A 16,074-nucleotide genomic window follows, 5' to 3' on the forward strand; every position below is an offset into this window, starting at 1 on the left:
CAGTTCCAGTGTGGCTGATCATCCTCTCAGACCAGCTAGGGATCGTCGCCTTGGTGAGCCATTACCTCACCAACTAGCTAATCCCACCTAGGCGTATCCAATAGCGCAAGGCCCGAAGGTCCCCTGCTTTGCTCCAAAGAGAGTATGCGGTATTAGCCATCGTTTCCAATGGTTATCCCCCTCTACTGGGCAACTTCCTAGGCATTACTCACCCGTCCGCCGCTCGTCAGCAAAGAAAGCAAGCTTTCTTTCTGTTACCGCTCGACTTGCATGTGTTAGGCCTGCCGCCAGCGTTCAATCTGAGCCATGATCAAACTCTTCAATTTAAAGTTTTGATTCCCTTAAAAATAAGGGGAGGCTCAATGAATACTGAACATTACATAAGTAATGTTTGAATTGACTGTGCTCTTATTGGTTTCCACTTTTGAAAAAGTGAAACAAAACAGCTCAAGGCTGCTTCCCAATTCGAATGGTCACTTCGTTTCATTGAAACCATTTTACTTCCTAAGAAGTATGTTTTTGATTTTACTTTTTATAAAAAAGTGAAAACCAAAAGCTGATTATCATCAACGAGTGCCCACACAGATTGATAGGTTTATATTGTTAAAGAGCGTGCTTTGAAGTTCATCTCAAAGCGGACGGCCATTCTAGCGAGTTAAGTGTCAGTGTCAACCACTTTTTCAAAACTTTTTTAAGCACTTGGCTTAGCTAGGAGACCTTGCTAACTGGGCGCTTGGCTTGTTTGAAGCCATCCCGTGTCAGCGAGGGGCATTATAGAGATCGGCATGACGTTGGCAAGCATTAATTTAAATAAAATCGCAAATCATTTATCGTTCGTTCAAAATTAAAGCGAATCAGTGTTTAAATACACAAAAGGAGGCTTTAAAGCCTCCTTTTTCTCAAACTTAATTGAGTTTATTGTCTTGTCGCTATATGACCGTCATCGACAACTAGCTCTATCTCTTTCTCTGGATCTAAGTTACCAGCAAGTATTTCTTTAGCTAGCGGGTTCTCAACACTTTGTTGAATTGCACGCTTAAGAGGTCTCGCACCATAGACTGGATCAAATCCAACTTTGGCAATCAAATCCAAAGCCTCGTCCGAAACAGACATTTGATAACCACTTTCTTCCATTCGACTAGACAGACGTTTCAACTGAATAGCAGCGATAGCCTTAATATTCTCTTGAGCCAACGGATGGAAAACAACACTTTCATCAATGCGGTTTAAAAACTCTGGTCTGAAGTGTCGACTGACAATTTCCATTACTTGGGTTTTCATGCTGTCGTAGTCTAACGACATGAAGTTTTCTTGAATCGTTTCTGAGCCCAAGTTAGACGTCATAATCACAACCGTATTTCGGAAATCAACGGTGCGGCCTTGGCCATCGGTCAGACGTCCATCGTCTAATACTTGCAATAGAATATTGAAAACATCTGGGTGCGCTTTTTCAACTTCATCAAGCAAGATAACTGAATACGGCTTGCGACGGACTGCTTCTGTTAGATAACCACCTTCTTCATAACCAACGTAGCCAGGAGGAGCACCAACTAAACGAGCAACAGAGTGTTTCTCCATAAACTCAGACATATCGATACGAACCATTGCATCTTCACTATCAAACATAAAGCTCGCGAGTGTTTTACAAAGTTCTGTTTTACCGACACCCGTTGGACCTAAGAATAGGAATGAACCAATTGGTTTATTTGGATCAGCCAGCATCGCTCGGCTACGACGAATCGCGTCAGAAACAACTTCAACCGCTTCAGCTTGACCAATAACTCGGTCATGCATCACTTCTTCCATACGAAGGAGTTTTTCTTTCTCAGCTTCAAGCATTTTGGTAACGGGGATACCAGTTTGCTTTGAAAGGACTTCTGCTATTTCCGCGTCCGTCACTTTATTCTTAAGTAACGTCATTTCCTGCATTTCAGCTTGAGTCGCAAGATCAAGTTGCTTCTCTAGCTCAGGAATACGACCGTACTGAAGTTCTGACATACGGTTTAAGTCACCAGCACGACGTGCGATGTTTAAATCCATACGAGCATTTTCAAGTTCAGTCTTGATGTGTTGTGTGCCAGACAGTGCTGCTTTTTCGGTATTCCAAACTTCTTGCAGTTCAGCAAACTCTCTTTCTTTAGAAGAAAGCTCGTCGTTAAGAATATTTAAACGCTTCGCGCTGGCATCATCATGCTCGTTGATCAATGCCTGTTGCTCGATTTTCAACTGAATTATCTTACGCTCAAGCTTATCCAGAGACTCTGGCTTAGAGTCAATTTGCATACGAATGCTTGACGCTGCCTCATCAATCAAGTCGATCGCTTTATCTGGCAGTTGTCTATCTGATACATAACGATGCGAAAGACTTGCCGCTGCGACAATGGCAGGATCAGTAATTTCTACGTGGTGATGCAATTCGTAACGCTCTTTTAGACCACGTAAGATTGCAACTGTATCTTCAACTGATGGTTCATCTACAATCACTTTCTGGAAACGGCGTTCAAGTGCTGGATCTTTCTCAATATACTGGCGGTATTCATCTAAAGTGGTTGCGCCAACACAATGAAGTTCACCACGCGCTAGCGCAGGCTTCAACATGTTGCCAGCGTCCATTGAACCTTCACCTTTACCTGCACCAACCATAGTGTGGATCTCATCGATGAAGAGAATAATGTTACCTTCTTCTTTCGACAGCTCATTTAGAACAGACTTCAAACGCTCTTCAAACTCACCGCGGAATTTTGCACCTGCAACCAAAGCCCCCATATCTAAAGAGAGCACTCGGCGGCCACGGAGACCTTCCGGTACTTCGTTGTTGACGATACGTTGTGCAAGGCCTTCAACGATTGCAGTTTTACCTACCCCCGGCTCACCGATAATGACTGGGTTATTCTTAGTACGACGCTGCAAGACTTGGATAGTACGACGAATCTCGTCATCACGGCCAATAACAGGGTCAAGCTTGTCTTGCTCCGCGCGTTCAGTCAAATCTATGGTGAACTTTTCGAGTGCTTGGCGTAAATCTTCTGCATTGGGATCATTGACCGCCTGTCCACCACGAACTTGGTCAATAGCTCCAGAAACATTTTCTTCAGTGAGGCCAAGCTCTTTTAAAAGTTTACCTAGTGGGCCTTTATCTTGGAGTGAGGCTAACAAAAAGACTTCGGATGAAATGTAGCTGTCTTTACGTTTTTGCGCCACTTTATCGCAGAGATTAAATAGCGACCCCATAGCACTAGAAAGCTGCACGTCACCACCAATGCCTGTTACTTTTGGCATTGAATCTAGCATCTCTGCTAGCTTAGAACGTAGATGAGTTACATCGACGTCTAACATTGTCATTAAAGGGCGAATTGGGCTTCCATCTTGGTCAAGAAGTGACACCATAAGATGAGCGGGTTCTATATATTGATGGTCACGTCCTAATGCTAATGATTGAGCATCAGAAATAGCAATCTGAAACTTGCTGGTAAACCTATCGAGACGCATGAAAATCTCCTAGCGAATAAAGTTAAATCTGTTTACCGTGTAAGATGGGCACATAATACCCATTTTTCAAGTTATAAATGGTATCCTGTTTAGTTATCAATAGACGAAAAGTGATTAATTTATTAGCTAATCCAGATAAGGGTCGCTTGTCTTCCTGTCACGCCATCGCGACGATAAGAAAAGAATTTTGTTGGCTGTTTAAAGGTACATAAATTGCTGGAATAGACTTGCTCTACACCAACTGAGAGAAGCCTCTGGCTAGCTAACCATTGCATGTCGGCCAACCATTTACCTTGCTTACTCGTTGCAAAAAAGCCTTTGCTAGCGAAACTATCATGACTAAGAAATTGGTCTCGCACATCGTCGCCGACTTCAAAAGCATTAACACCAATAGCAGGCCCTAGCCAAGCTAAAAGATCTCCACTCATCTTTGTAACTGCATTTTCGAGAATGCCATCCACTAGCCCTCTCCAACCAGCATGAACTGCCGCTACCTGCGTTCCTTGAGTATTCGTTAACAAAACAGGCAGGCAATCTGCAGTCATCACCGAACAAACAACACCGCTTTGAAAAGTGATTGAACCGTCAGCGTCTAAGGTTTTATCTGTAGGTTCGTTTAAATCGACAATATGTGTTGAATGGGTTTGATTAAGCCATACTGGGGTAGCAGGTAAATCGGCAGCATCTACCAACCAGTTTCTATTCTTAGCTACGATATCAGGATCGTCACCAACATGTTGCCCCAAATTTAACCCTTGGTAAGGAGCATGAGAAAAGCCTCCTATACGAGTTGTAGACATAGCTTTAATGTTTTTTGGTGCAGGCCAGTTGGGAACAATCACATCCATTAATAATCTTCCGAATGGTTGAGTTTGGTGTCTTCACGTAAAGCTTCACTCATATTGACCATATCTTCAGGAACTGGTGCATGGAACTCCATTAGCTCGCCAGAAATAGGATGTTCAAACCTCAGCATTGCTGCATGTAAAGCTTGACGATCAAATTGACGAATTTTTTCTGCCAGCTCTTCCGATGCACCTTTAGGGATTCTTGCTCGACCACCATATGCTGTATCCCCCAATAAAGGAAGTTGAAGATAAGACATATGAACACGAATTTGGTGAGTCCGCCCTGTTTCTAAGCGTAAACGAATTCGTGTGTGCTCGCGAAAGTGTTCTGCGACACGGTAATGCGTTACCGCAGGTTTTCCCGTTGGAGTCACTGCCATCAAAGTGCGTTTGGTCGAATGCCTTCCTATTGGGTGCTCAACCTTTCCACCAGCAGTCATCTTACCGATTGCTATCGCTTCATATTCGCGAGTAATATTGCGTTTCTGTAGCGCGCGAACCAGTCTAGTCTGAGCTGGTACGGTTTTAGCAACCACCATCAGCCCAGTGGTGTCTTTATCTAGACGATGTACTATCCCTGCCCTTGGAACTTCAGCGATATCTGGATAGTGATGAAGCAAAGCATTAAGTACGGTGCCATCAGGCGTACCTGCTCCCGGATGAACAACAAAATCTCTAGGCTTATTGATAACCAAAATGTCATCATCTTCGTAGACAATATCCAGTGGGATATCTTGTGGCTCCCACCGCTCTTCGGCTTCAATTTCGGCAAAAACAGTAATTTCTTCACCACCCATAACTTTAAATCGGGGCTTGGTAACGACTTCACCATTTACCTGAACTTTGCCTTGTAAAAGCCATTCTTTGATTCGCGAGCGTGAAAAGTCGCTAAATAGCTCGGCGACAGCTTGATCTAATCTTTGACCTAACTGGCTGTCTTTTACGGTGTTTGTTAATTCAATCTGCTGGCTCATATAGAACTTTTTTAAAAACTGTGAGACTAATGCTCAACACTGTGGAAAAATAGGCTAATTCATCATTGTATCTGTTACTGATATGAAAGTAACGAGAGCTAACGAAATATTTAAATTCAAGGAATCGACCTAACACATGAAAAAGCGTTCTCTACTCGGTTTAGTTACATTGTTAACGTTGTTTGGCTGCTCGAGCAGCAAAGAAGTCGTTCCTGACTTACCACCAGCACAGCTCTATGCTCAAGCAAAAACAGCATTGCAGGAAGGATACCTATCTGGCGCGATTACTAAACTAGAAGCAATGGACTCTCGTTATCCATTTGGTCCTTATTCTGACCAAGTGCAATTAGATCTTATTTACGCTTACTATCGCAACGACCAATTGCCGCTAGCTCTTGCGTCTATCGATCGTTTCATGCGACTCAATCCGACCAGCTCTAAATTGGATTGGGTGCTTTATATGCGCGGGCTAACCCATATGGCTCAAGATACTAACTTCCTTCAAGAAGCGTTACATATTAATAGAAGTGATCGCGATCCAACCCCCGCAGCTGAAGCCTTTGCTGATTTTAAAAAGCTGTTAGAACGCTATCCAAATAGCCCATATGCTGCAGATGCTGAAAAACGTATGTACTCACTAAAAAACCGCTTAGCAGACTACGACCTTTCTATTGCGAAATTTTACATCAAGCGTAAAGCTTGGATTGCTGCGATCAACCGAGCTCAAGAGCTACAAAAACGATATCCAGATACAAAAGCAGCGAGAGAGTCTTTGCAAGTGGAACTCGAAGCCTACAAAGTGCTTGGTCTACAGGGGCCAATAGCGAATACAGAAACGTTGATTAAGTTAAATCCAGAAAACTAAACCTACTACCATCGTATAAAGCACAAAACCCTCATCTTTTAACAAGACTGAGGGTTTTGTTATATTTGCAATGACGGTAGCTGAAGCCTTAACTAACTATATAAAATCAGGTGCTTATAAAAATATTTCAAGCTGTAAAAGCGCCCCCAAAATAAGTCAATTTTAGCGTACAACCTTCCTCCAATGTAACGACTTCAATGAGAATAACAAGCACTTTTAGTCTCAAAAACGGGAGTATTTGCTAAAAATCACGTTTAATTCTCCCAAAATTTTTACGCTTATATTTATGTGATATAGATCACATTTTATTATTATTAGATCAGTAATCTGAAGTTAACCCAATCGGGTAGCAACAGAGGAAAATTCTATGAAAGTAAGTATCACAGGCAAAAACATCGACATCACCTCTGCAATCCGCTCACATATAGAAAGCAAATTCAAAAAGCTAGAAAAATGGCAAGTAGACATTATTTCCTGCCAAGCAGTATTTAGTGAAGAACCAAACAAGCAAAAGAAATTTGAAGCGGTAATAAAAGTACCTAAAGGTCAGTTAGTAGCATCATCAATGCATGAAGATTTATATGCAGCGATTAACGACGTTGAACATAAACTAGAAAGGCAATTAAATAAGCTACGTCACAAACCCGCTGCTCGTCGAGCTGAGAAATTCGAAGTTGAAGAAACCGAATAGTTCCCAAGCTTAATTATTAATAGCGCCTATGGCGCTATTTTTTTGCTCCACGCAAAGCAATATTCCTTGACGCTGTTAACTCGCTTGCTTATTGTGTTTGAGTGTTTAATCACTATCAACGACTTTATGCTACTTTCTCAACTGTTCTTTTTTGACTTATTTTTCCCGCATTAGCTCTGGAGGCTAAGTTGTTCGCGTAAATAAGTTAAAACGAACAGAAAGCCTCCCAACTGGGAGGTTTTTTTATAAGGACACTATCATGACCGACAAACAATATTCGCTCGAAGAAATTCGCTTACGTTTGAATGAACTCGATGACCAAATGCTCTCATTGCTTTCTGAGCGTCGTAAGTTGAGTATTGATGTGGCCAAAAGTAAGGTGGAGACATCTAAACCAGTTAGGGATGCAGATAGAGAGCAACAATTGCTGGTTAAATTAATCAACAATGGCAAAGAAAAATACGACTTAGATGCTCAATACATTACCAAACTATTTCATACAATCATCGAAGATTCCGTTTTATTGCAACAGTCTTACCTGCAAAGTCTCGCCAACCCTCAAAGCAGAAAACCTCTAACAAGAGTCGCATTTTTAGGTGCCAGAGGATCATACTCGCATCTAGCAAGCAGAGAGTACTTTAGCCGGAAAGACTCCGAACTGATCGAGTTAAATTGTGACCAGTTTAAAGAGATAGTAACTACCGTTGAATCTGGTCATGCAGATTACGGTGTACTACCAATTGAGAATACAAGTTCTGGGTCCATCAACGAAGTCTATGATTTATTGCAACATACGACACTATACATCGTTGGCGAACTAACCCTGCCGATTGAACATTGTTTGGTAGCAACTAAAGATATTCGACTAGAAGATATCAAAACGCTTTATTCCCACCCTCAACCACACCAACAATGCAGTGAGTTTTTAAACGGACTAAAAGGGGTCAATTTAGAAATCTGCGCGAGTACTGCTGACGCGATGAAGAAAGTAAAAGAGCTGAATCGCGAAGATATAGCCGCTATCGGTAACGCATCTAGTGGTAAACTCTATGGCTTGCAATCTATTCAAGGGAATATCGCAAACCAAACAGAAAACCACACTCGTTTTATTGTTGTGGCTCGCAAACCAGTTGAAGTGTCTACGCAAATCCCAGCTAAAACCACACTTATCATGTCGACTGCTCAAGAGGCTGGCTCTCTAGTGCAAACGCTTCTGGTCTTACAAAAATATGGAATTAACATGACCAAGTTGGAATCTCGGCCAATTATGGGCAATCCTTGGGAAGAGATGTTCTATGTTGATTTGCAAGCTCATCTCAAATCAGAAGAAATGCAGCAAGCTATCTCTGAGCTTACAAAAATGACCAAGTTCCTAAAAGTACTAGGGTGCTATTCCATTGAGAATATTTCACATACTCAGGTTAAACTAGATTAAAAAGCTTTTATATGAAAACTGTAATTATCACCTCATTAAATCCAGCAAAAATTCGTGCTGTAGAAAGCGCTTTTAAAGAGGTGTTTCCGACTCAAGAGTTTCACTTTGAAGGTATCAACGTTGCTAGCGAAGTCCCAGATCAACCCATGACAGACGCTGAGACGAAACAAGGTGCTTTAAACCGTGTTCGTAACGCTAAAAAAGTTGCGAAGTCTTCTGACTATTATGTTGGTATTGAAGCAGGTATTGATAAAGGGGTAACTTTCGCGTGGATGATCATAGAGTCAGAGTCAGTTCGCGGTGAATCGCGATCAGCCAGTTTAATGCTACCACCTATGGTGTTAAAAAAACTGGAGAGTGCTAATGAACTTGGCGAAGTGATGGACGAAGTGTTTGGTACAGATAATATTAAACAAAAAGGTGGCGCAATTAGCTTATTAACGAACAACCTACTCACCAGAAGTTCCGTTTACCATCAAGCCCTGATCTTAGCGTTAATCCCTTTCTCTAACTCAGAGCACTTCCCAGCTAATTTATAATCTAACCTGATATTTGTGCCAGTCAAACAGGCTGGTACAACTCCCTTTTAAGGTTTTAACAATAAATCCGCTATACGCAGTTTATCTTGTTCTGACTTAGCTTTAAGTTCATTTGAACCTCGAGTTATCGTAGCGATACCAACTCCTAGCTCTTGGCTCATCTGTCTCTGGGACAAATCTCCTTTCAGTAATTCTGTCAGGATGTTTGCTCGAGCGATGAGCGCATCCCTTTCATCAGCTGTTAACATGGTAGCTAACAACAATTCGTGGTCATTGTTTTTAATAGCGCGATTTAACAATTCAATAAATTGATCCCAATCGCTGTACTCTGGGAGAAATGACATAGTTTGTATAGCTTGCTGAAGTGTAGCTTCATTGTAATTCGTTATCTTTCTCGCGCAACCGAAAGATACATACACAAAGTTGTGCAAGCCACACGCTCTAGTATTTTGCCAGCTTCTCTCGCTTTGTGAGGAATTGACCATCTACCCCCATCAGATCTCTATAATACGTTTCAAACATCAGGATATTTTGCACATAACCGCGAGTTTCGTTAAAAGGAATACTCTCAATGAACGCGTATACATCTAAGTTCTCATTTGAGCGTGTTCGCCATTGCTTCACTCGATGAGGCCCTGCATTATAGGCTGCAAACGCTAAAATACGATTGTCATCAAATCTTTCAAGCAAGCCATTTAGATAACTGCTGCCAATCTCTATATTTTTTCCAACCGAGTATAAATCTCTAGCACCGTTATAAGGGATTCGATACTTTCTAGCAGTATATTGAGCAGTTCGAGGCATAATTTGCATAATGCCTCTTGCACCAACCGGAGAACGAGCATTAGCGTCCATCGCACTTTCTTGGCGGGCCAAAGACATTAAAGTAATCGGATCAATACCGTGTTTTTCGGCGTAGTGATCAAACCACCACTGATGAGCGATAGGGAAGCGAAGTTGGACATTGTCCCAGAGCTTAGCCGAGATAGAAGCTTTCACCGTCAGATGATGCCAGTTTTTATCCGCAGCATAAGCCGCCAGCATTTTTTTCTCTTCTATGTTCGCGTGACGGAGCAACCAATTCCATTCCGTTTTTGCCGAAGAAATTTTTGAACGATCAATTAGCTCCTGAATTCTATACAGAGCTTTTTTGTGAGGCTCAAGAACAGTTTGGTCTAAGTTGAGGGACGTGGTTGGATATACGACAGGCACACCAATAAAACCAGCGGCAGCAACGCTGTAAAAATTTCGTTTTCCTAGAAGTTTTTCCAATCGTGCTTTGCCTTGTTCATGCATACCAAGTGCAATTTCACTACGACCTAGCCAATACTGCCAACGTAATGACTCTCTGGATTTTGGAGTTAACTGGGCAATCCACCTTTGAGTTCCTTGCCAGTCTGCTTGCTGAATGGCTAAACGAGTCCTGCGTTCAATTAACTTATCTTCAATGGACATCTCAACCACGTCATCACGCCAATTAGCGAGTGCTTTTGAATCCGTATTCATTAGGCGAATTGCGATAAACTCAGCTAATTTCTGCTTTTCTTTATTACCAAATTGATTCTTGGCCATCACTTGAGAAAAAACGACCTGTGCTTTCTCAACATCTTTTCGAGCCAGTTTTTTCAGTGCTGAAGTAATGAGAAGTCGATAAAACTCATCGTTTTTATATTTACTAGCAAATTTAGCTACCATCTCTGGTCTACTGTATAGCTGCGCTAATTCTGCAGCTTTGCTCTTGGCTTGACTCGATTTAAGCTGCCCTTTTAGATATTTCATCAAGCCATTATTTCTTTCATCGAAAGCTAAAAGCATACGACGAAGAACGTCCTCATCAGTTTTCAATCCAGCTTTATCCCAGGCAACAATCAGGTCATCGCATTGCTTGGAAATGCTATCGCCTGATAGCCAGAGTTTATTCATGCCTTCAAAGGCTTGCTCTTTCTTGCCAACTTTGTACAGAGCCGTGTAGTAATAACATTGGTAGGTTTCTCCTACTGGCTCAGACTTCTGAAACTCTAGTAGTTGTTTCCACTTTCTTTGATGAGCTAAAGTCTCTAGATAAGGAGCGCGAACATTGGATGAAAACGGATAGGAATAGTTGTCATGGATAAAATTATCAACTTGATCGGGGCTCTTAGCCTTTAAATTGATTAAAAATGCTCGATAGTCAGTGTAGGGAGTCAACGGATATTCGGATATTTTTGAACGTATGGACTGGTATTGAGAAACTTGCCTTCTATCCAATAACTTTTGTGCTCGATCATAGAGTGCTCGCTGTTCTTGAATGTTTGAAACAGGGCTAGCGACACTACTCCCTACAAAGAGAAAAGCACATACACTTGAACAGCTTATGAGCTGATATAGCTTGTCAAAACTCTTACTTACCATATTCCTCACTTCCATGTCGTGCGGATTTAAAATGTTAACACCTTGTTAAGGTTAGGTCAAAAAAACAACAGTTAGTTCAATTTAACAAAGTATTCACAATTAATAAATTCATGAAGAGCCCTGAGCAACTTATTGCTTTTCATTTAATGTCAGCTTGATACACAGATCGATAAAAGCGGTCTACTCGTGTAACAAAAGTATCCCGATTGGTATAAAATGTGGCTTTACGTGTTTTCAATTAGGATCTATCGGCAATGGCTGAATATGTTTATACCATGTCGCGGGTGAGCAAAATCGTCCCGCCCAAACGTCAAATTCTCAAAGACATCTCTCTTAGCTTTTTCCCAGGAGCAAAAATAGGCGTATTGGGCTTAAATGGTGCAGGTAAATCGACACTATTAAGAATCATGGCGGGTATCGATACGGATATTGATGGTGAAGCGCGCCCACAACCAGGATTAAACGTGGGTTACCTACCTCAAGAACCACAATTAGACGAATCCAAAACGGTTCGCGAAGTCGTAGAGGAAGCAGTATCTGATGTGGCAGACGCATTGAAAAGACTAGATGCGGTTTATGCTGCCTATGCAGAAGAAGGTGCCGACTTCGATGCTCTAGCAAAAGAGCAAGGCGAACTTGAAGCACTCATCCAAGCAAAAGATGGGCATAACCTTGAAAATGCACTAGAGCGTGCTGCTGATGCACTTCGTTTACCTGAGTGGGATGCGAAAATCGAACACCTTTCCGGTGGTGAACGACGTCGTGTAGCGATATGTCGACTACTTCTTGAAAAACCAGACATGCTACTACTCGACGAACCAACCAACCACCTTGACGCTGAATCTGTCGGCTGGCTTGAGCGCTTCTTAGTCGATTACAACGGGACTGTTGTTGCGATTACCCACGACCGTTATTTCCTAGATAACGCAGCAGGTTGGATTTTAGAACTTGACCGTGGTGAAGGTATCCCTTGGGAAGGTAACTATACTTCTTGGCTAGAGCAAAAAGACGCTCGATTGAAGCAAGAAGCCTCTCAAGAGAAAGCACGCCAGAAAACCATCGAGAAAGAACTTGAATGGGTTCGCCAAAATCCAAAAGGTCGCCAAGCGAAATCCAAAGCGCGTATGGCTCGCTTTGAAGAGCTTAACAATAGCGATCATCAAAAACGTAATGAAACTAATGAGCTATTCATTCCGCCAGGTGAGCGTCTAGGAGACAAAGTTGTCGAAGTAAGTAATCTAACCAAATCTTTTGGTGATCGTGTACTTATCGATAACTTGTCTTTCAGCGTACCTAAAGGAGCGATTGTTGGCATCATTGGTGCGAACGGCGCGGGTAAATCAACGCTATTCAAAATGCTCAGTGGTACTGAGCAACCAGACTCCGGTACGGTTGAGCTCGGAGATACTGTAAAACTGGCTTCTGTCGATCAGTTCCGCGATAGCATGGATGATAGCAAGACTGTCTTCCAAGAAATCTCAGAAGGTGCTGATATCATTAAGATCAACAACTTTGAGATCCCAGCTCGCGCTTATTGCTCGCGCTTCAATTTTAAAGGTGTCGATCAACAAAAAGTCATCGGTGAGCTTTCTGGAGGCGAGCGCAACCGTGTTCACCTAGCGAAGCTTCTTAAAGCTGGTGGTAACGTATTGCTTCTCGACGAACCGACAAACGACCTAGATGTAGAAACGCTTCGAGCTCTGGAAGAGGCACTACTTGAGTTCCCAGGATGTGCCATGGTTATCTCGCACGACCGTTGGTTCTTGGACAGGATCGCCACACATATCTTAGATTACCGTGATGAAGGGCAGGTGAACTTCTACGAAGGCAACTATACTGAGTACAGTGAGTGGCTAAAACAGACGTTAGGTGCGCAAGCAGCCGAACCTCATCGTATAAAATACAAGCGTATAGCTAAGTAAAATACGACTAAAGCCGCATTTAATGCGGCTTTTTATTAACGGTAGACTTGCGCGTATACACGGATGTGTAAGCCACCAATAGGAAAAACTAAGGAAGACATTTTACTATGGTTGAAAGACGCCGATTTTCACGCATTATCTACCAAGCTCCTGCAACTATTCGTCAAGGGGGCACCTTAGTCGAAGCCAATATACAAGATCTATCTTTACATGGTTTATTGCTGAGTACCGATGGCAACAATGCTGAGCTAAATAATGATATACTCGCCGATATCGAATTTACTCTCCCTAGCAGCGATATCGTTATTAACCTCGTCGCTAACTTAATCAGAATTGAGAAGAACATTATTCACGCGAGTATCGACCATATAGATATCGAAAGCATCGCGCATATCAAGCGTTTGGTTGAGTTAAATGTTGGGAACGACGATTTACTGCATCGTGAACTAGAGCACTTATCAGATTTAGGCGAGCATCTGTCGGACATGGGTGAACAACTTTAGAACAAAATAGCTCGTGACTATCATTTAAGTTACGAGCTAATTTGTATACTGGCTATTCTCGGTGAATTGAGTCATTGGCCTGCTTAAGTAGGCTTTGACTTTCGTTCATAAACTGTTGTGAGTAGTCTCCAAACCACCCCCTAACCTGCTTAAAGTTTTCGATAAAGCCATGCTTATCATCTTGCTCTAATAGATCGACCGCATCTCCCAACCTATCGCGAAAACGCTTAATCATCTCAACATTTTCTTTGGACGAGAAAATAATGTCGCCGTACAAATTAGAGTCTTGCGCAAACAGCCGGCCTACCATCGCCAACTCTAACCGATAGATTGGAGAGCTTAATTTGAGCAAGCTGCTTAAATCGGGATTTTCTTTACTTAGATGAACGCCGTAGGCGAAGGTTGTAAAGTGACGCAATGCTTGAATAAGCGTCATCCCTTTATCATGTTCAGTTGCATCAATATCGCGTAGTGTGGCTCCCCAAATCGCAAATTGCTCTAGAAGCCATTGATATTGCTCTGCCCCACGGCCATTACTGTATGCAATCACTTGTTTGGCAAAGTTAGCAGTATCTGGCCCAAACATTGGGTGCAACCCTACCACTGGTCCTTCGTGCACCTCTAACATTGCTTGAAGTGGTGAAGACTTAATTGAAGTCAGATCACAGAGAATGCAATCTTTTGGCAGATTATTAAGCTTATTGATAACACCAATTGTCAAGTGAATTGGAACCGTCACTACAACAAGTCCAGCCGTCGATAAAACTTGGTCTGCTTTGTGCCAATCTTGGCTGCCGATGACGTCTACTTTGTAGCCAGATAGGCTAAACATACGACCAAATAAGCTTCCAAGCTGACCGTGCCCACCTATGATAACGACAGAGCCAAGATCTGGCTTTAAACACTTAAAGCCAGAGTCTTTTTCACTTGCATATGATTCTCGCATGGTACGACGCAAAATATCTTCAATAAGCTGAGGGGGAACGCCCTTTCTCTCTGCTTCAAGTCTTCTAGAAGCAAGCATTGCGGCTTCTCTATCTGGGGCATAGATAGGTAAACCGTGTTCGCTTTTCACCTCACCTACTTTCTCTACAAGGGCTAAACGTTGCGAAAGCAAGTCCAATATCTGCTTATCGACTTCATCTATTTGATCACGCAATTCACTCAGTTCAACAGCCATTACATTACCTTTTTATTTGTTTAGGCGATTTTCTAAAAACGGAACTAACTCTTTATGTGCATGACGTAATAATGCCTCAGTTGTTTCCCAATTAATACATGCATCAGTGATTGAAACGCCGTAATCTAACTTATCAAGTGGTAGGTCTGAAGACTGATTACCTTCGTTAATATGGCTTTCAATCATCACACCAATGATTGATTTATTGCCTTCACGAATTTGATGAAGAACATCTTCCGCAACAAGCGGTTGACGGCGATAATCTTTACGCGAGTTTGCATGGCTGCAGTCCACCATCAGAGAGGCTTCCAAGCCGTGGCCTTGCATTTCTTGCTCACATTCCGTTACCGACACTGAGTCATAGTTGGTTTGTTTACCACCACGCAGAATAACATGGCCATCTTGATTGCCTTGAGTAGTCAGAAGGGCAACTTGACCTTCACGGTTGATACCCATAAAGCGATGACTAGACGCAGCAGCTTGCATTGCATTAATTGCAGTAGATAAGCTTCCATCAGTACCATTTTTAAAGCCGATCGGCATGGAAAGACCACTTGCCATCTCACGGTGAGTTTGTGATTCAGTGGTTCTCGCACCAATAGCCGCCCAGCTAAAAGTATCCGCTAAGTACTGTGGACTGATAGGGTCGAGCGCTTCAGTCGCTAGAGGAATATTCATATCGGCGAGTTCAACTAGTAGCTGGCGACCTACATGCAAACCATGTTCAATATCGAATGAGCCATCTAGAGTAGGATCGTTGATTAACCCTTTCCAACCAACTGTAGTACGTGGTTTCTCAAAGTAGACTCTCATTACAATGTAAAGCTGGTCACTCAACTCTTCAGCAAGCTTTTTCAAACGTTTCGCGTAATCTTTTGCCGCTTCGACATCATGAATTGAACAAGGGCCACACACCACTAGCAAACGGTGATCTTTTTTGTGAATGATATCTGCAATCGTTTGACGTGACTGCTGAATAAACTGGCGAGATTGCTCGCTTAAAGGAAGTTTCTGCTTCAACTCTTCAGGAGTGATTAGAACCTGTTCATCACTGATATTTATATTGCTTAATTCACTTTTTAACATATTTAAACCGTAAAAATTTTATTACACTCTCTTGAGCGCTCTGTGAAACCCGATAAAGAATAAGTTAACAGAATAAACGGCCAATGCAAAGTGTAAACAATAAAAAACATTAGTTGTAAACTTGAATTTACACCACTTAAGCTTGCTATAC

The 16,074-nt window shown here is 42.2% G+C and carries 13 protein-coding genes, 1 rRNA gene and 1 other annotated feature; of the genes, 6 read left to right on the plus strand and 8 right to left on the minus strand.

The window, feature by feature from the left end:
* The 4 genes from ACM2FC_RS14515 to rluD form a co-directional block, all read right to left on the minus strand.
* Positions 1-326 (minus strand): 16S ribosomal RNA (locus tag ACM2FC_RS14515); the annotation flags it as partial.
* A 589-nt stretch (positions 327-915) separates the two neighbouring features.
* Positions 916-3,489, minus strand: coding sequence for an ATP-dependent chaperone ClpB (clpB, locus tag ACM2FC_RS14520; RefSeq protein ID WP_498481680.1), 2,574 nt, complete (start codon positions 3,487-3,489; stop codon positions 916-918).
* Positions 3,490-3,611: 122 nt separating this feature from the next.
* Positions 3,612-4,337, minus strand: a complete 726-nt coding sequence (gene pgeF, locus ACM2FC_RS14525; RefSeq protein WP_498481681.1) for a peptidoglycan editing factor PgeF — start codon at positions 4,335-4,337, stop codon at positions 3,612-3,614.
* Positions 4,337-5,311 carry a 23S rRNA pseudouridine(1911/1915/1917) synthase RluD gene (gene rluD, locus ACM2FC_RS14530; RefSeq protein ID WP_498481682.1) on the minus strand — a complete coding sequence of 325 codons (975 nt, stop codon included), beginning with the start codon at positions 5,309-5,311 and terminating at the stop codon, positions 4,337-4,339. The genes pgeF and rluD overlap by 1 nt, the downstream gene beginning before the upstream one ends.
* Before the next feature lie 136 nt (positions 5,312-5,447).
* On the opposite strand from rluD, the gene bamD reads away from it, so the two are divergent.
* The 4 genes from bamD to yjjX all read left to right on the plus strand — a co-directional run bounded on the left by bamD (position 5,448) and on the right by yjjX (position 8,841).
* Positions 5,448-6,176 (plus strand): outer membrane protein assembly factor BamD, encoded by a 729-nt coding sequence (gene bamD / locus ACM2FC_RS14535; protein ID WP_498481683.1) that lies wholly within the window; start codon positions 5,448-5,450, stop codon positions 6,174-6,176.
* Positions 6,177-6,543: 367 nt separating this feature from the next.
* Positions 6,544-6,867: a ribosome hibernation-promoting factor, HPF/YfiA family gene (gene hpf / locus ACM2FC_RS14540; RefSeq protein ID WP_498481684.1), complete on the plus strand. Its 324-nt coding sequence runs from the start codon at positions 6,544-6,546 to the stop codon at positions 6,865-6,867.
* A gap of 128 nt (positions 6,868-6,995) precedes the next feature.
* Positions 6,996-7,115, plus strand: a sequence feature (Phe leader region).
* A gap of 11 nt (positions 7,116-7,126) precedes the next feature.
* Positions 7,127-8,302, plus strand: a complete 1,176-nt coding sequence (gene pheA, locus ACM2FC_RS14545; protein WP_498481685.1) for a prephenate dehydratase — start codon at positions 7,127-7,129, stop codon at positions 8,300-8,302.
* An 11-nt stretch (positions 8,303-8,313) separates the two neighbouring features.
* Positions 8,314-8,841 (plus strand): inosine/xanthosine triphosphatase, encoded by a 528-nt coding sequence (yjjX, locus tag ACM2FC_RS14550; protein WP_498481686.1) that lies wholly within the window; start codon positions 8,314-8,316, stop codon positions 8,839-8,841.
* A 47-nt stretch (positions 8,842-8,888) separates the two neighbouring features.
* Here the strand turns inward: yjjX and trpR are convergent, their stop codons facing one another.
* Positions 8,889-9,185, minus strand: a complete 297-nt coding sequence (gene trpR / locus ACM2FC_RS14555; RefSeq protein ID WP_498481687.1) for a trp operon repressor — start codon at positions 9,183-9,185, stop codon at positions 8,889-8,891.
* Between the two features lie 97 nt (positions 9,186-9,282).
* Positions 9,283-11,232 carry a transglycosylase SLT domain-containing protein gene (locus ACM2FC_RS14560; protein WP_498481688.1) on the minus strand — a complete coding sequence of 650 codons (1,950 nt, stop codon included), beginning with the start codon at positions 11,230-11,232 and terminating at the stop codon, positions 9,283-9,285.
* Between the two features lie 254 nt (positions 11,233-11,486).
* On the opposite strand from ACM2FC_RS14560, the gene ettA reads away from it, so the two are divergent.
* Both ettA and ACM2FC_RS14570 read left to right on the plus strand, forming a co-directional pair.
* The gene (ettA, locus tag ACM2FC_RS14565) at positions 11,487-13,154 is read left to right on the plus strand and encodes an energy-dependent translational throttle protein EttA (RefSeq protein WP_498481689.1); all 1,668 of its coding nucleotides are present in this window, start codon (positions 11,487-11,489) and stop codon (positions 13,152-13,154) included.
* A 107-nt stretch (positions 13,155-13,261) separates the two neighbouring features.
* Positions 13,262-13,657, plus strand: coding sequence for a PilZ domain-containing protein (locus tag ACM2FC_RS14570; RefSeq protein WP_498481690.1), 396 nt, complete (start codon positions 13,262-13,264; stop codon positions 13,655-13,657).
* Positions 13,658-13,709: 52 nt separating this feature from the next.
* On the opposite strand, the gene tyrA is transcribed toward ACM2FC_RS14570, so the two are convergent.
* On the minus strand, positions 13,710-14,837 hold the full coding sequence (tyrA, locus tag ACM2FC_RS14575) for a bifunctional chorismate mutase/prephenate dehydrogenase (RefSeq protein ID WP_498481691.1): 1,128 nt from the start codon (positions 14,835-14,837) through the stop codon (positions 13,710-13,712).
* A gap of 12 nt (positions 14,838-14,849) precedes the next feature.
* Positions 14,850-15,923, minus strand: coding sequence for a 3-deoxy-7-phosphoheptulonate synthase (locus ACM2FC_RS14580; RefSeq protein WP_498481692.1), 1,074 nt, complete (start codon positions 15,921-15,923; stop codon positions 14,850-14,852).
* Between the last annotated feature and the right edge of the window lie 151 nt (positions 15,924-16,074).

Source organism: Vibrio sp. A37 (genome assembly GCF_059777565.1).

What these genes read in the sequence shown, in the direction of transcription:
- clpB (WP_498481680.1), bottom strand. Translation starts at nt 3,489, where the DNA reads ATGCGTCTCGATAGGTTTACCAGCAAGTTTCAGATTGCTATTTCTGAT.
- pgeF (WP_498481681.1), bottom strand. Translation starts at nt 4,337, where the DNA reads ATGGATGTGATTGTTCCCAACTGGCCTGCACCAAAAAACATTAAAGCT.
- rluD (WP_498481682.1), bottom strand. Translation starts at nt 5,311, where the DNA reads ATGAGCCAGCAGATTGAATTAACAAACACCGTAAAAGACAGCCAGTTA.
- bamD (WP_498481683.1), top strand. Translation starts at nt 5,448, where the DNA reads ATGAAAAAGCGTTCTCTACTCGGTTTAGTTACATTGTTAACGTTGTTT.
- hpf (WP_498481684.1), top strand. Translation starts at nt 6,544, where the DNA reads ATGAAAGTAAGTATCACAGGCAAAAACATCGACATCACCTCTGCAATC.
- pheA (WP_498481685.1), top strand. Translation starts at nt 7,127, where the DNA reads ATGACCGACAAACAATATTCGCTCGAAGAAATTCGCTTACGTTTGAAT.
- yjjX (WP_498481686.1), top strand. Translation starts at nt 8,314, where the DNA reads ATGAAAACTGTAATTATCACCTCATTAAATCCAGCAAAAATTCGTGCT.
- trpR (WP_498481687.1), bottom strand. Translation starts at nt 9,185, where the DNA reads ATGTCATTTCTCCCAGAGTACAGCGATTGGGATCAATTTATTGAATTG.
- ACM2FC_RS14560 (WP_498481688.1), bottom strand. Translation starts at nt 11,232, where the DNA reads ATGGTAAGTAAGAGTTTTGACAAGCTATATCAGCTCATAAGCTGTTCA.
- ettA (WP_498481689.1), top strand. Translation starts at nt 11,487, where the DNA reads ATGGCTGAATATGTTTATACCATGTCGCGGGTGAGCAAAATCGTCCCG.
- ACM2FC_RS14570 (WP_498481690.1), top strand. Translation starts at nt 13,262, where the DNA reads ATGGTTGAAAGACGCCGATTTTCACGCATTATCTACCAAGCTCCTGCA.
- tyrA (WP_498481691.1), bottom strand. Translation starts at nt 14,837, where the DNA reads ATGGCTGTTGAACTGAGTGAATTGCGTGATCAAATAGATGAAGTCGAT.
- ACM2FC_RS14580 (WP_498481692.1), bottom strand. Translation starts at nt 15,923, where the DNA reads ATGTTAAAAAGTGAATTAAGCAATATAAATATCAGTGATGAACAGGTT.